The sequence below is a fragment of the Nonomuraea sp. B19D2 genome (assembly GCF_040137845.1).
GTDB lineage: Bacteria > Actinomycetota > Actinomycetes > Streptosporangiales > Streptosporangiaceae > Nonomuraea.
Genome location: NZ_JBEFAK010000005.1, coordinates 89,896 through 111,085, shown reverse-complemented (window position 1 = coordinate 111,085; position 21,190 = coordinate 89,896). Strand labels below are relative to the sequence as shown.

The following is a 21,190-nucleotide window of genomic DNA, read 5'->3' as shown; positions in this document are numbered from 1 at the left end:
TCTCCGGGGACATCGTTCTGACGGAAGGACCGACAGTGCGTCATTCACCGACCCGCCTGCTCGCCGGCGGCGCCGCTCTCGCCATGGCCGTGACGGGGGCCGCCATCCTCATGCCGGTGCCGCCCGCCGCGGCCTCAAGGGTGGAGGCGGCCTGCGCCAACACCGCCGGCGACGCCAAGACGCTGCAGGCCGCGATCGACTCCTCCAAGGAGGGCGACGAGATCGTCATCAAGGGCACGTGCCTGATCGACGCCACGATCAGCCTGGAGGACCGGCGCACGTACCGGGGCGACGCCAAGGCCGGGGCGGTGCTCAGGCAGGCCGACGGCGCCAACCTGCCCGCGGTGCTCGCCTCCGAGGGGTGGGTGAAGAACACCGATTACAGCGGCAGCACGATCCGCGTCGAGAAGCTCACGATCGACGGCAACCGGGACAACAACACCGGCACCGTGGGGCTGCTGCTGCGCTCGTGGAACACCCGCGTGTACGACGTGGACATCTACGGCACGCCGTCCGACGGCATCCGCATCAGCAACCCGTCACAGAACGGCACGCTGCTGAAGAACACCATGGTCAACAGCGTCATCAGCGACGTCTACATCGAGGGCGCCGCCGAGGCCGGACTGCGGGTCGTCGACCCCGGCAACTCGGTCACCGACTGGACGCTGCAGCGCTCCTGGATCGGCTTCAGCGGCACGCACGCCATCCAGAGCGACAACGCGGCCGGCTGGACGTTCAGCGACCTGCACCTGTACGCGACGCCGAAGAACGCCATCGACGCCCACCGCTGCTTCGGCACCTCGATCCAGAACAACTACATCGAGGACTTCGGCGCCGAGAGCACGGCGAACCAGACGTACTACGGCATCCGCTGCGACCTGCAGGGCGAGGCGAACACGACGATCAACGCCAACCGGATCCACAAGTTCCTGCCGCCGCCGGACGGGCTGTCGGCACTGCGCAAGGCACTGGGCGAGGCCAGGCGGGAGGGCTCGGCGCCGCCGGAGCGCACGTACACCGACTCGGGGCCGCTGCCCCCCGACGTGAACTTCGTCTACCTCGCCCTGGACGCGGTCAACTACGGCACCGGCCACGCGGCGATCACCGGCAACACCGTCCTGGGCCACGGCACCAAGCGTGAGACGGGCATCCTGCTGGCCAAGGGCGACGGGGAGGGCAAGTCGATGTCCGTCGCCTCCAGCGGCAACCTGATCGACGGCATCGGGGTGCCGCGCAAGATCGGGCCAGGGGTGAAGGTCACCAGAGGCTACTGACGGCCTTCCTCGACGAGCACGTCGCGCAGCAGCATGGGGCCGCCCGGCCGGCGGCGCCACTCCCTCGGGTAGCCGAGCGACACCTCCTCGAAACGCACGCCGTCGTACCAGGTGACGCGGGGGATGTGGAGGTGGCCGTAGATCACGGCGGCGGTCGGGTGGCGCGTGTGCCACTCCCGGGTGGCCGTCGTGCCGCACCACTGCGCGAACTGGGGGTAATGCAGGATGTCGGTCGGCTCGCGTACCAAGGGATAGTGGTTCACGAAAACCAGCGGCACGTTGTCGAGCCCGGCCAGCCGCCGCTCGGTCAGCTCCACCCGGGCCTGGCACCACGCCTCACGGCTCGGGTAGGGGTCCGGGTGCAGGAGGTACTCGTCGGTGCAGACCACCCCGGTGCTGTGGGCGTACGCGAGCGCGCTCTCCTTGGTGTGGTGGCCGGCCGGCCGGAACGTGTAGTCGTAGAGCAGGAAGAGAGGCACGATCCTGACCGGTCCGCCCGCCCCCTCCCACACGGGATAGTCGTCTTCGGGGGTCAGCACGCCCAGGTCCCTGCACATGCCGACCAGGTGCTCGTAGCGGGCCGTTCCGCGCAGGTCCGGCGACTCGTCCGGCGGGCTCCACAGCTCGTGATTGCCCGGCACCCAGACGACCCGCTCGAACCGGCCCGCCAGCAGCCCCAGCGCCCAGGCGATGTCCGCCAGCCGCTCGCCGACGTCGCCCGCGACCAGCAGCCAGTCACCGGGGGTGGCCGGTTTCAGCTCCTGCACGATGGCCCGGTTCTCCGCGTAGCCGACGTGCAGGTCGCTGATGGCCAGCAACTTGCTCTCGCCTTGTCTGGGCAACGGGCGTACCTCCTTCGCGCGTGACTACGAGCATGCCACGCGGCAGGCGGGCGTCACAGGGCGCGGGCGGTGCCCGCGCCGCCACCGCAGCCGAATACGCTGTCGAATGTGCCCGCCCCGTACCTCACCCTCGCCACCGTCGTCGAACACGAGACGGAGGCCAAGCGTTCGCGCTTCATCTGCGCCCTGGCTCCCGCGCGCAGCGTCGAGGAGGCGGTCGCGTTCATCGGCGGGCGGCGCCAGAAGCATCCCGGCGCGACCCACAACTGCACCGCCTACGTCATCGGCGCGCGCATCCAGAAGGGCGACGACGACGGCGAGCCGGGCGGCACCGCGGGCACGCCGATGGTGCAGGCCCTGGTGGGCAGGGGGTTCAGCGACGTGGTCGCGGTGGTGACCCGCTACTTCGGCGGCACCCTGCTGGGGGCGGGCGGCCTGGTGCGCGCGTACGGCTCCGCCGTGACCGAGACCCTCGACCGGGCCGAGCCGGTGCGAATGGTGCCGGCCAAGCTCGTGCGCGTCGCGGTGGCGCACGACCAGGCCGGGCGGGTGGAGAACGACCTGCGGGCCTCCCGCCACCCGGTGCGCGACGTGACGTACGCGGGCGAGGTCACCTTCGCCGTCGCCGTGGGCGAGGACGAGGTGGCGCCGTTCGCCGACTGGATGGCCGCGCTGACCGCCGGGCGGGCGCGCGTGGACGTGGGCGACGACATCCACGTCCCCGCCTGATCACCCCTCCAGGGCGTACTGCATCACGCGGAACTTGGCCTGGGCCTCCGCCAGCTCGGCGGCCGGGTCGGAGTCGCCCATGATGCCGCCGCCCGCGAACAGGCGGGCGCGGCGGCCCTGGACGAGCCCCGAGCGCAGCGCGATGCCCCACTCGCCGTCGCCGTGGGCGTCGATCCACCCGACCGGCCCGGCGTATCCCGCCCTGTCCATGCCCTCCAGCTCCCGGATGACCTCGATCGCGGTGCGGGTCGGGGTGCCGCCGACGGCGGCCGTGGGATGCATGGCCGCGACCACGTCCAGCACCGACGCCCCGTCGGCCAGCCGCCCGCTGACGTGGCTGGCCAGGTGCTGCACGTTGGGCAGCATCAGCAGCTCGGGCTCGTCGGGCGTCTCCAGGAAGGAGCAGAGCGGGGCGAGGGCCTGGCGGACCGAGGCGATCGCGCACTCGTGCTCGTGGCGGTCCTTGGGCGAGGCGAACAGCGCGGCGCCGCGCGCGAAGTCGTCGGCCGGGCCGGTGCCGCGGGCGGTGGTGCCGGCCAGCACGAGCGACTCGATCTCCTGGCCGGTACGCCGGATCAGCAGCTCGGGCGTCGCCCCGACCAGCCCCGCGACGGAGAACGTGTAGCACTCCGGATAGCGCCGGGCCAGCCGGGTGAGCAGCAGCCGCACGTCGATGGGCCGCTCGGCGGTGGCGACCAGGTCGCGCGCCAGCACGACCTTCTCCAGCTCCCCGTCACGGATGCGCTTGGCGGCCCTGGCCACGACCTCCTCCCACTCCGGAGCGGTCAGGCTGCCGTCGCCGTAGCGGATGCGGCCGGGGTCGCGGACGGGGGAGAACCTCTCCAGCGGCGCGTCGCCGATCGTGGTGAGCCAGGCGTGGCCGCCGCGGCGGGCCAGCACGGCGCGCGGGACGACGAGGACCGAGCCGTGGGCGTCCTCGTCGAAGGTGAAACTGCCGAAGGCGACCGGGCCGGAGCCGGGAGTGCGCACGGCGTCGTCGACATGGGCGTCGCCGAACACGGTGGCCAGCCACTGGCGGGCCCAGGCGAACCGGCCAGGGCCCGGGGGCACCGCCACCCGCGCGGCCTCACCCCAGCCGACGAGCCCTTCGCCGTTCCTGACCCAGGCGTAGGGCGCCGTTCTGGGCAGGGATGCCAGCAGATCGCCCGGGTCACCGACGGGGGTGGTGCGAACCGGCAGCGGGCGGGTTGTTCCGAGCGCGACACTCACCCAAGACACTCTATGCGGGAACTGAACACGTTCGACTCGGACCCCCGTGAATGCAAGGTTACGGACAATGAACCCGGAAAAACCCGGACGCTGAGCCGTATTCGCCCCGACCTGATCGCGTCCGGCCTGTCAAGCGGCGATATGAAGTCGGTCCTGAAATCACAGACCTTGCCGGAACGCCATAGCCGGTCGATGATCCACTTCCTACCTTGGGTCCATGATCGATCGCCTGGGCTCCGTGCTCGCTCCAGTGATTCTCGCCTCATTCGCCGGTCCGGCCCAGGCCGCTCCCGAGGCCCAGCCGGTGCCCGCGATCATGGCCGCGCTCGGCGACTCGATCTCCAGCGGCTTCAACGCCTGCGGCTGGTACGTCCGCTGCGGCGCGCGCTCGTGGTCGGTCGGCGACAACCCGCAGGTGTCCAGCCATTACCTGCGCCTGTCGAAGATGTCTGGAACGCTCCACAAGCACAACCTCAACTTCGCCGCCCCCGGAGCGACCAGCGCCGACCTGCTCGGCCAGGTCCGCAAGGCGGTCGAGGCCAAGGCCGACTACGTGACGATCCTGGTGGGCGCCCAGGACGCGTGCACCCGTACCGAGCAGGCCATGACGCCAGTCGAGACGTACCGGCAGCGGCTGGACGCGGCCCTGGCCGAGCTGCGCGCCGGCATGCCCACGGTCAGGGTGCTCATCGCCAGCATCCCCGATCTGCGGCGGCTGTGGCAGGTCGGCAAGGCCAGCGCGATCGCCCGCACGTTCTGGACAGTGGGGCGGATCTGCCAGACCATGCTCGCCAAGCCCGACTCCACCGCGCGAGCCGACACCGAGCGCCGCGAGCGGGTGCGGGCGCGGGTCGTGGCCTACAACAAGGCGGCGGCCGAGGCGTGCGCCGCCTTCGGCCCGGCCTGCCACACCGACGGGGGCGCGGTGTTCTCCTACCGGTTCACGTTCGACCACCTCAGCCGGTGGGACTACTTCCACCCGAACACGGACGGGCAGCGGATCCTGGCGCAGCTGACGTTCGAGCACGGCTTCACCTGGCTCGACCCCCGCTGACGACCTCAGCCCGGTCCGCTGAATGGTCAGCGGCACTGGGTGAGCATCATCTTCTTGTCGGCCGCCCGCACGGGCACGTCGTACTTGAGCGCGACCTGCGCGAAGCGGGTGACGTACGCGCACCGGATGCGCCGCTGCGGCGGCAGCCAGCTCGCCGGCCCCGAGGCGTCCTTCTGCTCGTTGGCGTCGCCGTCCACGGGCAGCAGGTTGAGCGGGTCGTTGGCGAAGTCCAGCCGCTTGGACATCGCCCAGCGCGGCGCGCCCATGCGCCAGGCGTAGTTCAGCGGCACCACATGATCGACCTGCACCTCGTCGGGATTGTCCTTGTGCCAGTAGATGGTCCTGCCGGTGTAGGGGTCGGTCAGCTCCATCGAGACGACCTCGCAGCTGGAGCCCGCCCGGTACGTCACGTTCTGACCGTCGCGCGCCAGCAGGTCGTCGCGGGTGCGGCAGCCGTTGCGCGCGTACGGCACGCCGGTCGCGCTGTCGGCCCAGTTCTCGCCGTACCGGGTGCGCTCGTAACCGATGTTGGGGCCCAAGCCCTTGACGCGCAGGCGCTTGATGAGGCCGCGTGCTCTGGCCTTGTCGGCGTCGGAGACGAGGGGGGCCAGGCCGGGCAGCGTGCCGCTCGCGTTGCCGAGCGGGCTCGCCGCGGTGGCCGGATGGGTCTTGGTGCTGCCGACGAAGGAAGCGACGATGATGGCTCCCGCCAGAAGGGCGATGGCGTCCTTCGCGCTCAAGCAGGCCTCCGAACATCCAAGGTTGTCTAGAGAAATTCCCGTCATCGGGTGTTTTGACACGGGGAGGGTTATGTGACTGATCGCCCGACCGACCCGGACGTCGACCGAGGTGCGGCAGCCGGTGAAAATCGTTGGCCTCCGCCCGGTGCGCGGTGGCACCATGGGCGCGCAGTCGCCCGCCGACGATCAGGAGCATGAGATGCGGTGCCTCGGAATCTCCCAGCGCCCCATTGGCACGAGAGTTCCCGAGGGCTCCATCACCCATGCACATCCTGAACATCGGCATCCTCGCGCACGTAGACGCGGGCAAGACCAGTCTCACTGAGCGGCTGCTGTTCGAGACCGGCGTCATCGACCGGCTCGGCAGCGTCGACGAGGGCAGCACACAGACCGACACCGGTGAGATCGAGCGCCGTCGCGGCATCACCATCCGCGCGGCGGTCGCCTCGTTCCCCCTCTCTGGCGCCCTGGGTGACCTGCGGGTCAACCTGGTCGACACGCCCGGCCACAGCGACTTCGTGGCCGAGGTGGAGCGCGCGCTCGGCGTGCTCGACGGCGCCGTGCTGGTGCTGTCGGCCGTCGAGGGCGTCCAGCCGCACACCCGGGTTCTGATGAAGACCCTGCGCAGGCTGCGCCTGCCCACGCTGATCTTCGTGAACAAGATCGACCGGGCGGGCGCCAGGGAGCGGGAGCTGCTGGCCGACATCCGGCGGCGGCTCTCGCCGTACAGCGTCGCACTGAACACCGTGCGGCGCCTGGGCTCCAAGGCGGCCACCACCGCGGAGGTCGCTTTCCCGGAGGAGGCGGCCGAGGTGCTCGCCGAGGGGGACGACGGGCTCCTGGAGCTGCTCGTCGAGGGCAAGACGCCCGACTTCGGCCAGGTACGCGCGGCGCTGGCGCGGCAGTGCGCCGTCGGGGAGGCGTACCCGGTGCTGTTCGGCTCGGCGCTGACCGGGCAGGGCGTCGCCGAGCTGCTCGACGCCATCCACCTGCTGCCCGCCGTGCGCCAGCCCGACGCGGACCCGGAGGAGGCGGCGCGCGCGTCGGTGTTCGCAATCGAGCGGGCCCCCTCTGGCGAGAAGGCCGCCTATCTGCGGGTACGCGGGGGAGCGCTCCGCGCGCGCGAGCACCTGACCTTCCACCGGGGACGAGAGGCCTACGACGGGCGGCTGACCGCGCTCGCCGTGGCCGGCGCGCCCGGACGACGGCACGCGGTGGCGGGGGACATCGTCAAGGTCTGGGGCGTGCCAGAGATCCGCGTCGGCGACACCGTGGGCGAGCCGGGGCGGGTCAATCAGGCCCATTTCACCCCGCCCAGCCTGGAGACCGTCGTACGGCCCCGCGTCCCCGGCCAGGAGCCGCGCCTGCACGCCGCCCTCGTCGCGCTGGCCGAGCAGGACCCGCTCATCGGCACCCGCACGCTGGCCGGCGGCGAGACCTCGGTCCTGCTCTACGGGGAGGTGCAGAAAGAGGTCATCGGCGAGACCCTGGCCAGGGACTTCGGCGTCGAGGCGGTCTTCGAGCCGAGCCGCCCCGTCTACTTCGAACGCCCGTCGGGCGCCGCGGAGGCCGTCGAGGAGATCCAGCGGCACGGTCGCAACGAGTTCATGGCCACTGTCGGCCTGCGCGTCGAGCCGGGCGTGACAGGGTCGGGCGTCGGCTACCGGCTGGAGGTCGATCTCGGGTCGCTGCCGCTGGCGTTCCACCGGGCGATCGAGGAGAGCGTGCACCTGGCGCTGCGCGAGGGCCCGCGGGGCTGGCCGGTCACCGACGTCCTGGTCACGCTGACCAGGACCGGCTACGACGCGCCCGTCACGGTCGCGGCCGACTTCCGCGGCCGCACCCCGATCGTGCTCATGCGCGCGCTGCGCCTGGCGGGCACCACCGTGTACGAGCCGTGTCACCGCTTCGAGCTGGAGGTGCCGCTGGAGGCGTTCAGCGCGGTCACCGCCGCGCTCGCGGCGCTGGGCGGCGAGGTACGCGACGCCGACAGGCGCGACGACACCTGGGTCCTGGCGGGCGAGATTCCGGCGGCCGCGGTGCACGAGTTCGAGCGGCGGCTGCCGGGGCTGTCGCACGGCGAGGGCGTGTGGTGGTCCGCGTCCGCCGGGGACCGGCCTACTCGATAGGCGGTATGTCGGGTTTCGCCGTGAGATGGGTATTAAGGGGCACAGTGCACCATTCGGGGGCACACGTCCGTACAGGGGGGATTCCCATGGCAGACACGAAGAAGAAACCCGCCGCCAAGTCCGGCAAGTCGAAGAAGCAGTCCATCAAGACCAGCAGGCAGGCCAAGGAGACCAAGAGGGAGACGCGGAAGTCGTCCACGGACGAAGAGTGACCCCTCCCGGTTGCCCGGCCGGACGGCTGGGCAGCAGCGGCAACTCGTCTGACCCGAGAGACGTGATCTGACAGCCGGGGGCCTCGCGCTCCCGGCTGTCGGTTCGATCTGGAGCTGCCCTCATGTCGGCCTACCTGCGCTTCCCGGCTGTCTTCCAGGACGTGGTCGTCTTCGCCGCCGAGGACGACCTGTGGATGGTGTCCGCCCAGGGCGGGCGGGCCTTCCGGCTGACCACCGGGCTCGCCGAGGCGGGCTACCCGCGCATCTCGCCGCGCGGCGACCAGCTCGCGTTCGTCGGGCGCGAGGAAGGCCCGGAAGAGGTGTACGTCATGCCGTCCAACGGCGGCGCGGCCCGCCGGGTCACCTTCCACGGCGCCCGCTGCACGGTCACCGGCTGGGACCCCGAAGGGCGCATCCTCTACGCCAGCGACGCGGCCCAGCCGTTCGAGGGCCGCAAATGGCTGCACCGCGTCGCGCCCGGCGGGGTCCCGGAGCGGCTCCCGTACGGACCGGCCAACTCGATCGCGTACGGGCCCGAAGGCATGATCGTGCTCGGCCGCAACACCGCCGACCCCGCGCGGTGGAAGCGCTACCGCGGCGGCACGGTCGGCGACCTGTGGATCGACCCGCGCGGCGACGGCGAGTTCCGGCGGCTGATCAGGCTGCCGGGAAACCTGGCCTCGCCCTGCTGGAGCGGCGGCCGGGTGTGCTTCATCTCCGACCACGAGGGCGTCGGCAACGTCTACTCGTGCACCCCCGACGGCCAGGACCTGCGCAAGCACACCCACCACGACGACTACTACGCGCGCAACCTGTCCGGCGACGGGCACCGGCTGGTCTACCACGCGGGCGCCGACCTCTACCTGCTCGAGCCCGGCGAGCCGGCCCGCAAGCTGGACGTGCTGCTGGCCAGCTCCAGGACGCAGCGCAACCGCAGGTTCGTCGATCCCGCCGACTACCTCGACAGCGCCACGCTCAGCCCCGACGGCAGCGCGCTGGCCGTCACGGCGCGCGGCAAGGCGTACGCGATGGCCGACTGGGAGGGGCCCGTGCAGCAGTACGGCTCGCCCGACGGCATCCGCTACCGGTTCCTGACCTGGCTCAACGACGGCGCCCGGCTGATCGCGGCGGCCAGCGACGACGGCGATGAGGAGCGCCTGGTCATCCTGGAGGGTCATGAGGGCGGCGGCGGCACGGAGGTGGCCCGGCTGGGGCGGATCAACGCCCTCGTCCCCGACCCGGCGCACGACCGGGTGGCCGTCGCCAACCACCGCCACGAGCTGCACCTGCTCGACCTCGGCACGGGCCAGGCGGACCTGGTCGAGGCCAACCCGCACGGGGCGCCGGAGGAACCGGCCTGGTCGCACGACGGGCGGTGGCTGGCGTACACGAGCCCGCTCAACTCCCGGTCCAGCGCGATCAAGCTGCACCACCCCGAGACGGGGCGGACGGTGCAGGCCACGGAGCCGGTGCTGAAGGACTCGATGCCGGCGTTCGACCCGCAGGGGCGCTACCTCTACTTCATCGGCCAGCGGATCTTCTCGCCCGTCTACGACCAGCTCCAGTTCGACCTGGGCTTCCCGCTCGGCACCCGCCCGTACGCGGTGGCGCTGCGCGCCGACGCGCCCGACCCGTTCGTGCCCGTGCAGCGGCCCCTGGGGGAGAAGGACGAGGACGACTCCGAGCCGGAGCCGTTGCGCGTGGACCTGGAGGGGCTGGCCCGGCGCGTCACCGCGTTCCCGCTGCCCGAGGGCCGCTACGAGCGGGTGGCCGGGCTCAAGGACAAGGTGCTGATCCTCACCAGCCCGCTCGAGGGCGAGAACTCCCTGCATCTGTACGACTTCGCCAAGGGCAAGAACGAGCCGTTCGCGGACGGCGTCACCGACTTCGAGCTGGGCCGCGACCACAAGACCCTGCTCTACCGCGCGGGCTCCAGGCTGCGGGTGGTCAAGGCGGGGGAGGCGCCCGGCGACGAGGAGACGCCGGGGCGCGAGAGCGGCTGGATCGACCTGTCGCGGATCAAGGTGTCGGTCGGCCCGGAGTCGGAGTGGCGGCAGATGTTCCGCGAGGCGTGGCGGCTGCAACTGGAGAACTTCTGGACCGAGGACATGGCGGGCGTCGACTGGCCGGCCGTCTACGACCGCTACCGGCCGCTGGTGGAGCGGGTCACGACCCGCGGGGAGTTCTCCGACCTGCTGTGGGAGCTGCACGGCGAGCTGGCCACGAGCCACGCCTACGAGAGCGGCGGCGAATACCGCCCCGGCCCCGAGTACAGCCAGGGCAAGCTGGGCGTCGACTGGGACTACCGCGACGGCGTCTACCACATCCGCTCCATCGTGACCGGTGACCCATGGGATCCCAAGGCGACCTCGCCGCTGAACCGGCTCGGTCTCGACGTACGTGCGGGCGACGCGGTCCTGGCCATCAACGGCGCGCCCATCGGCACGGCCGCGACCCCGAACGAGCGCCTGGTCAACCAGGCCGGCGAGGAGGTCGAGCTGACGCTGCGCCGGGAGGAGCGGGTGTTCACGGTCACCGTGCGCGCCCTCGCCGACGAGCAGCCGGCCCGCTACCGCGACTGGGTGAACCTCAACCGCGCCGAGTGCCACCAGCGCTCCGGCGGGCGCGTGGGTTACCTGCACATTCCCGACATGGGGGCCGAGGGGTTCGGGGAGTTCCACCGGGGCTTCCTGGCCGAGTACGGCCGCCAGGCGCTCATCGTGGACGTGCGCTTCAACGGCGGCGGGCACGTTTCGGCGCTGCTGCTGGAGAAGCTGGCCCGGCGGCGGCTCGGCTACGACTATCCGCGGTGGGGCGACCCGGAGCCGTACCCGCCGGAATCGCCGCGGGGGCCGCTGGTGGCGATCACCAACGAGTGGGCGGGCTCCGACGGCGACATCTTCAGCCACACCTTCAAGCTGCTGGAGCTGGGCCCGCTGGTCGGCAAGCGCACCTGGGGCGGTGTCATCGGCATCTGGCCGCGCCACCAGCTCGCCGACGGCACGGTGACGACGCAGCCGGAGTTCTCCTTCGCCTTCGACGACGTCGGCTGGCAGGTCGAGAACTACGGCACAGATCCCGACATCGAGGTCGACATCACTCCGCAGGATTACGCCAGAGGCATGGACACGCAGCTAGAGCGAGCTATCGACGTCGCGCTCGACCTGCTGGCCGAGCGACCGCCGCATACTCCCGATCTCCGGCATCGGCCGCGCATGCAACCTTAGGGGCGTAACGGGCGTCTAAAGATCATAGGTGGGGTTAGCGCATAGGGGATGAACACGTGCACTCCGCCGAAGCGGGACAATAAGCCGGTGGTGAGACTCCTCGCCGTCGGCCATGTGTGTTGGACTCCTTCCAGCGATAAAAGGGGATTTGTCAGGTGCGCGCACTGGCACGCAAGGGAAAGTCGGCTGTGGTCCGGCTGTATCGGGGGTACAACCGGCGCAAGGCACGGAACGCGCCACCGCCGTCGACCGGGCAGGTCCGCATTCTGCTCCTGCACGCCTACGGGATGGGCGGGACGATCAGGACCGTGTTCAACCTGGCCAGCTACCTGGCCAAGGAGCACGACGTCGAGATCGTGAGCATCTTGAAGGAGGCCGAGGAGCCGTTCTTCCCCATCGACCCGCGGGTGAAGTTCCGCTTCCTGGACGACCGGCTCCATCCCAGCCCCGACCCGGTGCGCGCGATGCTGTCGAAGATGCCGAGCCGGCTCATCCCCAAGGAGGAGTCGGCGTACCACCGCTTCAACCTGTGGACCGACCTCAGGCTGGCCCGCTACATCCGCTCGCTCGACACCGGCGTGCTGATGGCCACCCGCCCGGGGCTCAACCTGGCGGTGGCCCAGCTGGCGCAGCCCGGCGTCATCACGATCGGGCAGGAGCACGTGGCGCTGCGCACCCAGGCCGAGTCGATGCAGGAGCTCATCAAGTGGCGCTACCGCCGCCTCGACGCCCTGGTCACGCTCACCAAGGCCGACCTGCGCGACTACCGTGAGACGCTGCCGAAGAAGCCGCGCAAGCTGGCCCGCATCCCCAACGCCGTACCGCCGATGTCCGGCGGCGTGTCCAAGCTGGACGCCAAGGTCGCCGTCGCGGTCGGCAGGCTGACCCGCATCAAGGGCTTCCACCGGCTCATCACCGCCTGGGAGACGGTCGCCGCCGCCCACCCCGACTGGAAGCTGCGCATCTACGGCACCGGGCCGCAGGAGGAGAACCTCGCGCAGCAGATCAGGGAGGCGGGGCTGGAGGACAAGGTCGAGCTGCCCGGGCCCACCTCCGACGTGGGGGCCGAGCTGGAGAAGGCGTCGATCTTCGTGCTGAGCTCCCGGCACGAGGGCTTCCCGATGACGATCCTGGAGGCCATGGGCAAGGGGCTGGCGATCGTCAGCTTCAACAGCCCGCACGGGCCCAAGGAGATGATCACGAACGAGGTCGACGGGCTGCTGGTCAAGCCGCGTACCAATGCCAACCTGGCGGAATCGATCATCCGGGTGATCGAGGACGAGCCGCTGCGGCGCAGCCTGGCGGCGGGGGCGCTGGAGACGGCGCGCACGTACGACGTGGACGCGATCGGGGAGAAGTGGGACGCGCTGCTGGCGGAGCTGCTGGCCCGCCGCGACGGCACCTACGTCCGGCCCCAGCGCCCACCCACCGAGACGCCCCCCACGCCGTCGGACGCCGCCGCACAGGCAGAAGCGTCGCCCACCGGCACGCCGCACGTCAGCAAGGTCAGCGGGGTCAGCGGCGAGCGGCCATGACCATCACCGGCGTGTAGGCCAGAGCCGGTGACCTGCCACCGGCTCCGGCTCGCCAGTCGGGAACGCTGACATCCGTGAAGTGATCAACGCGCTCAGACGCCAGACCCGGTGAGCTCCACCGGCTCGGCGATGACATCGACGAGCGCGCCGTTCCGGTGGACGGTGATCGGCAGCGGCCGTCCGATCGCGTCGGCGAACATCAGCCGCTGCAGGCTCTGTGCGTCGCCCACCGGGCTGCGGCCCGCGCTCAGCACCAGGTCGCCGGCGCGTAGCCCGGCCCGGTGAGCGGGCGAGCCCGGCACCACCTCCACCACGCGCAGCGCCCCCGCCTGCCCGGTACGCCGCCGTAACGGCTCGGGCAGCGGCGCGGGCGAGGTCACCAGCCCGAGGAATGCCCGCCTGACCCGCCCGTCCCTGATCAAGGCGGCGATGATGGAGCGGGTCGTGCCGTTCATCGGCACGGCGAGCCCCACACCCACTCCGGCCACTGCCGTGTTGATCCCGACTACCCGCGCCTGCGAGTCGGCCAGCGCGCCGCCGGAGTTGCCCGGGTTCAGCGCGGCGTCGGTCTGGATCACGTCCTCGATGAGCCGTACGGCCGAGCCGCTGCGCGCAGGCAGCGACCGCCCCAGCCCCGAGACCACGCCGGCCGTCACCGACCCGGCCAGCCCGAGCGGGTTGCCCACGGCCACCACGAGCTGGCCCACGACCAGCTCGTCACTGTCGCCGAGCGTGGCGGGCTCGGGCGTGGCCGCCTGCGCCCTGATCACCGCCAGATCCGACAGCGGGTCCCGCCCGACCACCGTGAAGTCACCCGAACTCCCGTCGGCGAACGCGACGGTGCCGTCCCGCGAGGACCCGACCACGTGCGCGTTTGTCAGCAGGAACCCGTCGGCGGTGAACACCACCGCGGACCCGCTGCCCCGGCCCGCCCGCACGCTGGCCACTTTCGGCAGCAACTCGGCCGCCACGGAAGAGACGACGCGCGAGTAGGCGTCGAGGGGATCCGCCATCACGTGCCCTCCTTTGCTTACAGGATTACACGTTAACTCCCAACTCGGGGGAACACCGGCCGCCCTTCTTCCGAATGGGGACCGACGCAGGAGGGGATCGTCGGCTACGTCCAGACGCGGTCGAGGAAGCCGGCGATGAGCGGGGCGATCTGCGGGAGGTGGGTCTCCAGGGCGAAGTGGCCGGTGTCGAAGAGGTGGAGCTCGGCGTCGGGCACGTCGCGCAGGTACGCGCGGGCTCCCTGCTCAAGGAAGAACGGGTCGCCGGTGCCCCAGGCGATGAGGGTGGGTGGGGTGTGCCGGCGCAGCCACGCCTGCCAGCTGTCGTAGCGCTGGACGTTGGTGTGGTAGTCGAACGCGAGCGCCACCTGGGCCTCCTTGCGGCCGGGCAGGTCGAGGAAGTGCTGGTCGAGGGTCCAGCCGTCGGGGGCGAGCAGGCCGGGGTCGGCGACGCCGGTCTCGTACTGGGCGCGGGTGCCGGACGGGGTGAGCAGGTCGCGGATGGACTTGTCGGAGCCGGGGGTCTCGGGGCGCAGCGCGATGAAGTCACGGGCGCCCTGCGACAGGCCCTCCGAGTAGGCGTTGCCGTTCTGGACGACCAGGCCCGCGATCCACTCGGGGTGCCGCTCGGCGAGGCGGAACCCGATCGGGGCGCCGAAGTCGAAGACGTACATGACGAACCTGGCCAGGCCGAGCCGCTGGACGAAGCCCTCCATGACGTCGGCGAGGCGGTCGAAGGAGTAGGCGAAGTCGCCGGGCGTCTGGGTGTGGCCGAAGCCGGGGTAGTCGGGGGCGATCAGCCGGTAGCGGTCGCCGAGGGCGTCGATGAGGCGGCGGAACTGGTGTGACGCCGAGGGGAAGCCGTGCAGGAGCAGCAGCACGGGCGCGTCGTCCCGGTCGGGGAGTGACTCGCGGTAGAAGACCTGGACGCCGTCGACGTCGAGGTGGCGGTGGACGGTACGGGAGATGGCCACTGCTAATGCCTTTCAACGGGAGAGATGCATTAGGTATAGCCATCGACGCTCTAATGTGTCAATTCCGTTAGGTACCATTAGGCGCATGAGCGATCTCACGCCTCTGACCGGGGAGCCGCTGGCGCTGGATCTGGTCAACACCCGCCCGGCCCTCGGCGACCTGCTGGCCACGCCCGACGACCTGCGGGCATGGCTGGTCCTGCGGGCCGACCGGTTCCCGGAGGCGCGCGAGCTCGCCGCCGCCACGTTCACGGACGCCGACCTGGCCGCCGTGCGCGCCGTCCGCGAGCACGTGACGCGCGCCGTTGAGCACGCCCGCCACGCCGTCCCACCGCCGGCGGGCGACCTGGAAGCCCTCAACCAGGCCCAGCGCGACGCGCCCGCCATCAGCGAGCTGGGCTGGAACGGCGCGGCCGTCACGGCGACCCGCCGCCGCACCGGCTCCGCCGTGGCGCGGTTGGGGGCATGGCTGGCCGAGGCCGCGGCCGGCCTCCTCGCCGACCCGGCGGTCGTCAAGGTGCGCCAGTGCGAGGCCGACGACTGCGTGCTGTTGTTCCTGCCCGCCCACCCGCGCCGCCGCTGGTGCTCGGCCACGCGCTGCGGCAACCGCACCCGCGTCGCCCGGCACTACCAGCGCCACAAGACCCCCTGACCGCCACCGCGCCCGCCTCGCTCCGCCGGGATCCGCGGTCGAGTACCGCTACGTGGGACGCTCGGAACACCTCTACGTCCATTTCCGCGCGTGCGCCGACGGCGCGGTGCGGACCTTCCCTGCGGTCCAGGCTGCTGGAAGCGAGCTGGCCTCGCTGACCGGCCTGCTGGAACGGGTCACCTGGCCGAAGCGCTGACAGTGGCTCAGATCGCGCGTGCGGTCAACGTCTCCCATAGCCGGGTATCCCCGGAGCGGCACGCGAGGCGCGACCGGCGGCGGGCCTACAGCAGGCGTAGCTGCTCCGGCTCCTCGGGGATCGGTGCACGGCGTGGCGGGATGCGGCGGGCCATGGCAGGGGTCGCGCGGCCGACTCCGTGACGCTCGGCCAGCTCCTTGACGAGCCCCGTCACCCGCTCCTGGTACGCCTTCGGCGCGTACGCGCCCCGCCCGTACAGCTCCAGATAGCGCGGCACCAGGCGCGGGTGCTCGCGCGACAGCCACCCCAGCCACCACTCCCGCGCCCCAGGCCGCAGGTGGAGCACGATCGGGGCGATGTGGGTGGCGCCGGAGGCGGCGATGTCCTTGACGGTGGCCTCCAGCTGGGCGGGGGAGTCGGTGAGGTGCGGGAGGATCGGGGCCATCAGGACGCCGCAGGCGATGCCGTTGTCGTTGAGCGTCGCGCACGTCTCCAGGCGTCTGCGCGGGTTGGGCGTGCCCGGCTCCACCGCGCGCCACAGCGCCGGGTCGACGAAGCCGACGGACACGTTGGCGCCCACTTCCGTGACGTCCGCGGCCTCCGTCAGCAGGTCGAGGTCACGCAGGATCAGGGTGCCCTTGGTCAGGATCGAGAACGGGTTGCGAGCGTCGCGCAGCGCGGACAGGATGCCGCGCATCAGCTGGTAGCGGCCCTCCGCGCGCTGGTAGCAGTCGACGTTTGTGCCCATGGCCACGTGGTGACCGCCCCAGCGGGGCGAGGCCAGCTCCTTGCGGGCCAGCTCGGCCGCGTTGACCTTGACGACAATTTTCGAGTCGAAGTCCGCACCGGCATCAAAATCTAGATACTCGTGCGTCTTTCGGGCAAAACAGTAAATGCAGCGATGAGTGCACCCGCGATAGGGGTTGATCGTGTATTCGAACGGGACCCGGCTGGCCCCGGGGACCCGGTTGATGAGGGATCTGGCCCGGATCTCGTAGAAGGTCATCCCCTTGAACTCGGGTGTGTCGAAGGTGCGGGTGACCGCGCCGCGGGCGAACAGCGGCACGGCCGGGTCGTCCCGGCCGGCCCCGGCCAGGCGCAGGTTGTCCCAGCGCATGCCATGATTAGAACAAAGGTTCGAGCTTGATCGCAAACCGAAAAGAGGTTGCAATTAGGTAGTCAGGTGGGGGCTAATGATCTTCAGGGTTGGGCAGAAAGACGTCGCAGAGCTTGCGTTCGGGAGGTGCACCTATGGCCTGGTCGCAGGACGAGGAACGGATGCTCGCCCAGATCGAGCAGCACCTCGTCGACGACGATCCGCGACTCGTCGCACGGCTGGAGTCGTTCAACGAGCGAGTGCGTCGCAGCGAGGAGAAGGCCCAGGGGCAGCGAGTCCGCAGGCACCGGCCGCGCCGCTCGACGGTCATCATCCTGATCAGCTGGCTCCTCATCGCCACGCTGGTCGCCACGCTTCTGATCATGGTTCTCCGCCACGAGGCCGCCGCCGCGCTGGCCCTGGCCGCCGCCTTCTGACCACCCCGCTTCCCCGCCCCGTTTCCCCACCCCGCCCCCTCGTCTGACGACCGCGCGCCGCCACTTCCCGGTCGCCGTCTTCGCAAGCTCCTCGGGCGGCGCTTTCTGGGCCCTTCCCCGTCCCATCGGCTGACGGCGTGGTCCGTCCACATGCCGCCGTGCTTACGCTGCGTCCCCGCTCCTCGCCGAGGCCGTCCAAGCCGCCTGGAGCATCCGGTAGTCGATCACGACGATCCCTTCCTGCCGGAGGAGCTCGCGCGCCTCCGGCGACGTGAGGAACTCGTAGTCGGTCCGGCGCACCCGCCACCCGTCAGGGTCGATGGCCCTGGCCTCCTCGTCCCCCAGTCCGGGATGGACGGCCCACTCGCTCAGCCCGGGCGGCAACTCGCGCAGCAGCCTCGCGTACGTGGCCGCCTTGTCGTCGAGGCCGAGCCGGAAGCTGTCCAGGAAGTCGTGCTCCACCACCGGCAGCCCGCGCGCCCGCAGCTTCCGGCGCGCCGGGTCGAGCCAGGCCCGCACTGCCAGGCCGTGCTCGTCGGCCAGCGCGACCGTCAGATCGAAGATGTCGGCACGTCCGCCGTCGGCCAGGCAGTGCCAGTCGAGGTGGGTCGGCGCCAGCCCGGCGTCCGTCACCGCGGCGATCTGCGCGCGAAACTCCCGCTCCACCTCGTCCAGCCGGGCCTGCGCGAGCAACTCCGGTACGCGGTCCGGCGTGAACAGCTCGCCCGTCCCGTCGAGCAGGGACGGCACCTTCTCCTTCCCCGCCGACGGCCCCCACCGACGGCGAGGCGTGTCGCACACCAGCGTCAGATGAATCCCGAAGGGCAGCTCCGGCCGCCGGCGCAGCAGCTCCATGGCGTGTCCCGCAGCCGGGCAGGGCGGCATGAGGCTGCACGAACTGGAGATCCCCTCCTCGACCGAGCGCACGACCGCCTCGTTGACGGCACGGTACATCCCGAAGTCGTCGTTGTTCACGATCAGCAGGCGCGCGTCACGCTCGAATCCCAGGAGTGCGTCCATGATCCCAGACTGTCGGTCGCGAAGGACGGTATCCACCGGTTTTCGCGGCACGAGATCCAAGGTCGGGGCCGCGTGCTCAGCGGATGATGCGCTCGGCGGCGCGGAGCAGCGCGGCCACGATCACCTTCTCCCGTTCGGGGTCGAGGCGGACGACGGGGACGGAGCAGCTGAGGGCCTCGTTCGGGGGAGACCCGAAGTCGAGGGCGACGGCGAAGCAGCGCAGGCCGATGGTCGACTCCTGCTCGTCGACGGCATGGCCGCGGCGCCTGATCTCCTCGAGCTCGGCACGCAGGGCCGTCCGGTCGGTGATGGTGTTGACGGTACGCGGCTCCAGGTTCTCCGGCAGGAGCTCGTCGACCTCCCGCCAGGGGTGCCCGGCGAGGATCGCCTTGCCGAGCCCGGTCGCCCATGACGGCAGGCGACGGCCGGGCCGGGAGACGACGGCGAGGGAGTGCCGGGAGATGTTGGTGGCCAGGTACACGATCTCCGCGCCGTCGAGCCGGGCCAGGTGCACGGTCTCGCCGAGCTCGTCGTTCAGCAGGTTCATCACGGGCTGTGCCCGCTGGACGACGTCGTCCCGTTCGACGTACGCCGCGCCGGCGCGGAGCGCGCGGATGCCGATCCGATAGCGGCCGGCGCCGTCGGCCTCGACCCAGCCGGTGTTCACCAGCGTCGTGAGCAGCGCGTACGCGCTGGCCCGGGGCAGGCCGAGGTCGGTGGCCACCTCGCGCAGCGAGCACGCATGCGTGGCGGAGCTCAGGTATTCGAGCACCGCGATGGTCCGCTCGGCTGACTTGACGCTCCTGACGCCTCCTCCGGTGCCGATGAGCTGGGGTGATGGATCCGGGATGTGTTGCGCCATTGCTCACACTCTTGACGTTCACGGAAACATCAACTTAATGTCTCGGCTACAAATATAGACGCTGTCTCCATATGTAGACAAGAGGTTGCTGTTGATATCCCCCACCGCTCCGCGGGCCGCCGCCTCACTCTCCCGCGGCGGTGGCCGAGCTCGCCGAGGTCTTCGCCCCGCTCGCCGCGCTGCGCCGGAGGACCCCGGCTACGCCGTCTCCCTCGTCAAGGCCGGGTCGGACATCCGCGGCCGCTCCGCCGGACCCGTCCGCGCGCCGCTGGCGGAGCTCACTCCTGAGCAACGCGAGCAGCTCGCCCGCATCATCGACCGCGGCCTGGCCGCCCTCGGCGCGACGCCTGTCGCATAGCACCACGGCCTGCTCCGGCACCGGTAGCAGGCGATTTCGGAGGTACCATGATCACCACCATCACTCCCCGCCGCCGCCAGGCAGCCTCCGCCCTCTTGGCGCTGGGCGCCATGTTGTCAGCAGGCGCCTGCTCGGTCGCGAACAGCGGTCCTGAGCCCTCGTCCGGCGCGGCGGCCAGCACCGTCCGCATCGTGCTGCCCGAGGAGCCGCCGACGCTGGAGCCGTGCGACGCCTCGCTCACCGCGACGGGGCGCGTCACCCGGGCCAACATCACCGAGGCGCTCACCGAGCGCGACCCCGGCACCGGACAGCTCCAGCCGGCGCTGGCCACGGAGTGGAAGCAGGACTCGCCGACCGAGTGGACCTTCACCCTGCGCAAGGGCGTGAAGTTCCACGACGGCACGGCGTTCGACGCCAAGGCGGCCGCCTTCTCCATCGAGCGCACCGTCGCCTCCAAGATCGACTGCAACGTGAAGGGCTACGTCTTCGGCGGCATCGAGCTCACGGCGACGGCCGCGGATGAGGCGACCCTCAAGGTGAAGACGGCCAAGCCGGACCCGATCCTGCCGCTGCGGCTGTCCTTCATCGAGATCGTGCCGGCCACGACGAGCATGACCGGCAAGGTACGCGAGCCCGTCGGCACCGGCCCGTACAAGATCGCCAAGTGGGACTCCGGGCGCAGCCTGCGGCTGGAGCGGTATGTCGGTTACTGGGGCAAGGCACCGGAATTCGCCGCGGCGGAGTACGTCTGGCGCGCCGAAGGCAGCATCCGGGCGGCCATGATCCAGAGCGACGAGGCGGACGTCGCCATCGGCCTGGCCCCCGAGGACGGCGCGGGCGAAGCCGCCGTGGAGTTCCCCAACAACGAGACCTCCTACCTGCGCATCGACGCCGGCAAGGCGCCGCTCAACGACATCCGCGTGCGGCAGGCGATCAACTACGCCATCGACAAGAACGGACTCGTCGCCTCCGTGTTCGCCGGGCTCGGCAAGCCGGCCGGCCAGCTCGTCCCCGAAGGCGTGACCGGTCACAGCTCCGCCATCCAGCCCTGGCCGTACGACATGGCGCAGGCCAAGAAGCTGATCGCGGACGCCAAGGCCGACGGCGTCCCCACGGACACGCCCATCACGATCATCGGCAGGAACGGGATCTACCCCAAGGCCGCCGAGGCGATGGAGGTCGTGCAGAACGCGCTGACGCAGGCCGGGCTCTCGGTGAAGATCCAGATGCTCGACGTGAACGCCTGGCTGGAGTACCTGCTGGCGCCGTTCCCCAAGGACGCCGGCCCCACCCTGCTGCAGGCTCAGCACGGCAACCAGGCCGGCGACGCGGCCTTCACGATGGGCCAGATCTACGGCACCAAGGGCGCGCAGAGCAGCTACGGCACCAAGGAACTGGACGAGCTGATCTCCACCGCCGAGCAGGCCTCGGGCGAGGAGCGCCAGGCGGCGTTCGCCAAGGCGCTGGAGTACCAGGGCAAGGACGTCGTACGTGACGCGGTCCTCGCACACATGACGGGCATCCTGGCCCTGTCGAAGAAGGTCACCTACCAGCCCAACGCCGCCACGAACGACGAGATGCGTCTCGCCGAGATGCACCCGGCCGGCTGAGAG

The 21,190-nt window shown here is 71.0% G+C and carries 20 protein-coding genes; 12 read left to right on the top strand and 8 right to left on the bottom strand.

Annotation, left to right across the window (positions count from 1 at the left end; all coding sequences use genetic code 11):
* Positions 1-35 precede the first annotated feature (35 nt).
* Complete coding sequence (locus ABN273_RS11755) at positions 36-1,274, top strand: right-handed parallel beta-helix repeat-containing protein (RefSeq protein ID WP_349448743.1); 1,239 nt, start codon at positions 36-38, stop codon at positions 1,272-1,274.
* On the opposite strand, the gene ABN273_RS11750 is transcribed toward ABN273_RS11755, so the two are convergent.
* Complete coding sequence (locus ABN273_RS11750; RefSeq protein ID WP_349448742.1) at positions 1,268-2,116, bottom strand: metallophosphoesterase family protein; 849 nt, start codon at positions 2,114-2,116, stop codon at positions 1,268-1,270. The genes ABN273_RS11755 and ABN273_RS11750 overlap by 7 nt on opposite strands.
* Before the next feature lie 108 nt (positions 2,117-2,224).
* On the opposite strand from ABN273_RS11750, the gene ABN273_RS11745 reads away from it, so the two are divergent.
* A complete protein-coding gene (locus tag ABN273_RS11745; RefSeq protein ID WP_349448741.1) occupies positions 2,225-2,845 on the top strand; it encodes a YigZ family protein in 621 nt (206 codons plus the stop codon).
* Here ABN273_RS11745 and ABN273_RS11740 read toward each other — a convergent pair whose 3' ends face one another.
* On the bottom strand, positions 2,846-4,075 hold the full coding sequence (locus ABN273_RS11740) for an isochorismate synthase (protein ID WP_349448740.1): 1,230 nt from the start codon (positions 4,073-4,075) through the stop codon (positions 2,846-2,848).
* Between the two features lie 217 nt (positions 4,076-4,292).
* On the opposite strand from ABN273_RS11740, the gene ABN273_RS11735 reads away from it, so the two are divergent.
* A complete protein-coding gene (locus tag ABN273_RS11735; RefSeq protein WP_349448739.1) occupies positions 4,293-5,129 on the top strand; it encodes a GDSL-type esterase/lipase family protein in 837 nt (278 codons plus the stop codon).
* Positions 5,130-5,155: 26 nt separating this feature from the next.
* Here the strand turns inward: ABN273_RS11735 and ABN273_RS11730 are convergent, their stop codons facing one another.
* Positions 5,156-5,869, bottom strand: a complete 714-nt coding sequence (locus tag ABN273_RS11730; RefSeq protein WP_349448738.1) for an HNH endonuclease family protein — start codon at positions 5,867-5,869, stop codon at positions 5,156-5,158.
* Positions 5,870-6,132: 263 nt separating this feature from the next.
* On the opposite strand from ABN273_RS11730, the gene ABN273_RS11725 reads away from it, so the two are divergent.
* The 4 genes from ABN273_RS11725 (at position 6,133) to ABN273_RS11710 (ending at position 12,972) form a co-directional block, all read left to right on the top strand.
* Positions 6,133-7,998, top strand: a complete 1,866-nt coding sequence (locus ABN273_RS11725; protein WP_349448737.1) for a GTP-binding protein — start codon at positions 6,133-6,135, stop codon at positions 7,996-7,998.
* 86 nt (positions 7,999-8,084) lie between these two features.
* Positions 8,085-8,210 carry a hypothetical protein gene (locus ABN273_RS11720; protein WP_349448736.1) on the top strand — a complete coding sequence of 42 codons (126 nt, stop codon included), beginning with the start codon at positions 8,085-8,087 and terminating at the stop codon, positions 8,208-8,210.
* A gap of 122 nt (positions 8,211-8,332) precedes the next feature.
* Positions 8,333-11,437 (top strand): S41 family peptidase, encoded by a 3,105-nt coding sequence (locus ABN273_RS11715; protein ID WP_349448735.1) that lies wholly within the window; start codon positions 8,333-8,335, stop codon positions 11,435-11,437.
* A gap of 155 nt (positions 11,438-11,592) precedes the next feature.
* Positions 11,593-12,972, top strand: coding sequence for a glycosyltransferase family 4 protein (locus ABN273_RS11710; RefSeq protein WP_349448734.1), 1,380 nt, complete (start codon positions 11,593-11,595; stop codon positions 12,970-12,972).
* A gap of 92 nt (positions 12,973-13,064) precedes the next feature.
* Here ABN273_RS11710 and ABN273_RS11705 read toward each other — a convergent pair whose 3' ends face one another.
* Together ABN273_RS11705 and ABN273_RS11700 are read right to left on the bottom strand one after the other, a co-directional pair.
* Positions 13,065-13,985, bottom strand: coding sequence for a S1C family serine protease (locus ABN273_RS11705; RefSeq protein ID WP_349449003.1), 921 nt, complete (start codon positions 13,983-13,985; stop codon positions 13,065-13,067).
* Positions 13,986-14,089: 104 nt separating this feature from the next.
* Positions 14,090-14,956, bottom strand: a complete 867-nt coding sequence (locus ABN273_RS11700; RefSeq protein ID WP_349448733.1) for an alpha/beta fold hydrolase — start codon at positions 14,954-14,956, stop codon at positions 14,090-14,092.
* Positions 14,957-15,041: 85 nt separating this feature from the next.
* Between ABN273_RS11700 and ABN273_RS11695 the strand changes: the two genes are divergently transcribed.
* Both ABN273_RS11695 and ABN273_RS11690 read left to right on the top strand, forming a co-directional pair.
* A complete protein-coding gene (locus ABN273_RS11695; RefSeq protein ID WP_349448732.1) occupies positions 15,042-15,608 on the top strand; it encodes a CGNR zinc finger domain-containing protein in 567 nt (188 codons plus the stop codon).
* 52 nt (positions 15,609-15,660) lie between these two features.
* Complete coding sequence (locus tag ABN273_RS11690; RefSeq protein ID WP_349448731.1) at positions 15,661-15,804, top strand: hypothetical protein; 144 nt, start codon at positions 15,661-15,663, stop codon at positions 15,802-15,804.
* Positions 15,805-15,889: 85 nt separating this feature from the next.
* Here ABN273_RS11690 and ABN273_RS11685 read toward each other — a convergent pair whose 3' ends face one another.
* Positions 15,890-16,921, bottom strand: a complete 1,032-nt coding sequence (locus ABN273_RS11685; protein WP_349448730.1) for an Rv2578c family radical SAM protein — start codon at positions 16,919-16,921, stop codon at positions 15,890-15,892.
* A gap of 134 nt (positions 16,922-17,055) precedes the next feature.
* On the opposite strand from ABN273_RS11685, the gene ABN273_RS11680 reads away from it, so the two are divergent.
* A complete protein-coding gene (locus tag ABN273_RS11680) occupies positions 17,056-17,337 on the top strand; it encodes a DUF3040 domain-containing protein (RefSeq protein WP_349448729.1) in 282 nt (93 codons plus the stop codon).
* 162 nt (positions 17,338-17,499) lie between these two features.
* On the opposite strand, the gene ABN273_RS11675 is transcribed toward ABN273_RS11680, so the two are convergent.
* Complete coding sequence (locus tag ABN273_RS11675; RefSeq protein ID WP_349448728.1) at positions 17,500-18,357, bottom strand: polysaccharide deacetylase family protein; 858 nt, start codon at positions 18,355-18,357, stop codon at positions 17,500-17,502.
* A gap of 76 nt (positions 18,358-18,433) precedes the next feature.
* Positions 18,434-19,219 (bottom strand): IclR family transcriptional regulator, encoded by a 786-nt coding sequence (locus ABN273_RS11670; RefSeq protein WP_349448727.1) that lies wholly within the window; start codon positions 19,217-19,219, stop codon positions 18,434-18,436.
* A gap of 91 nt (positions 19,220-19,310) precedes the next feature.
* Between ABN273_RS11670 and ABN273_RS11665 the strand changes: the two genes are divergently transcribed.
* Both ABN273_RS11665 and ABN273_RS11660 read left to right on the top strand, forming a co-directional pair.
* Positions 19,311-19,577, top strand: coding sequence for a hypothetical protein (locus tag ABN273_RS11665; protein WP_349448726.1), 267 nt, complete (start codon positions 19,311-19,313; stop codon positions 19,575-19,577).
* Positions 19,578-19,624: 47 nt separating this feature from the next.
* On the top strand, positions 19,625-21,187 hold the full coding sequence (locus ABN273_RS11660) for an ABC transporter substrate-binding protein (RefSeq protein ID WP_349448725.1): 1,563 nt from the start codon (positions 19,625-19,627) through the stop codon (positions 21,185-21,187).
* The last annotated feature ends 3 nt before the right edge of the window (positions 21,188-21,190 follow it).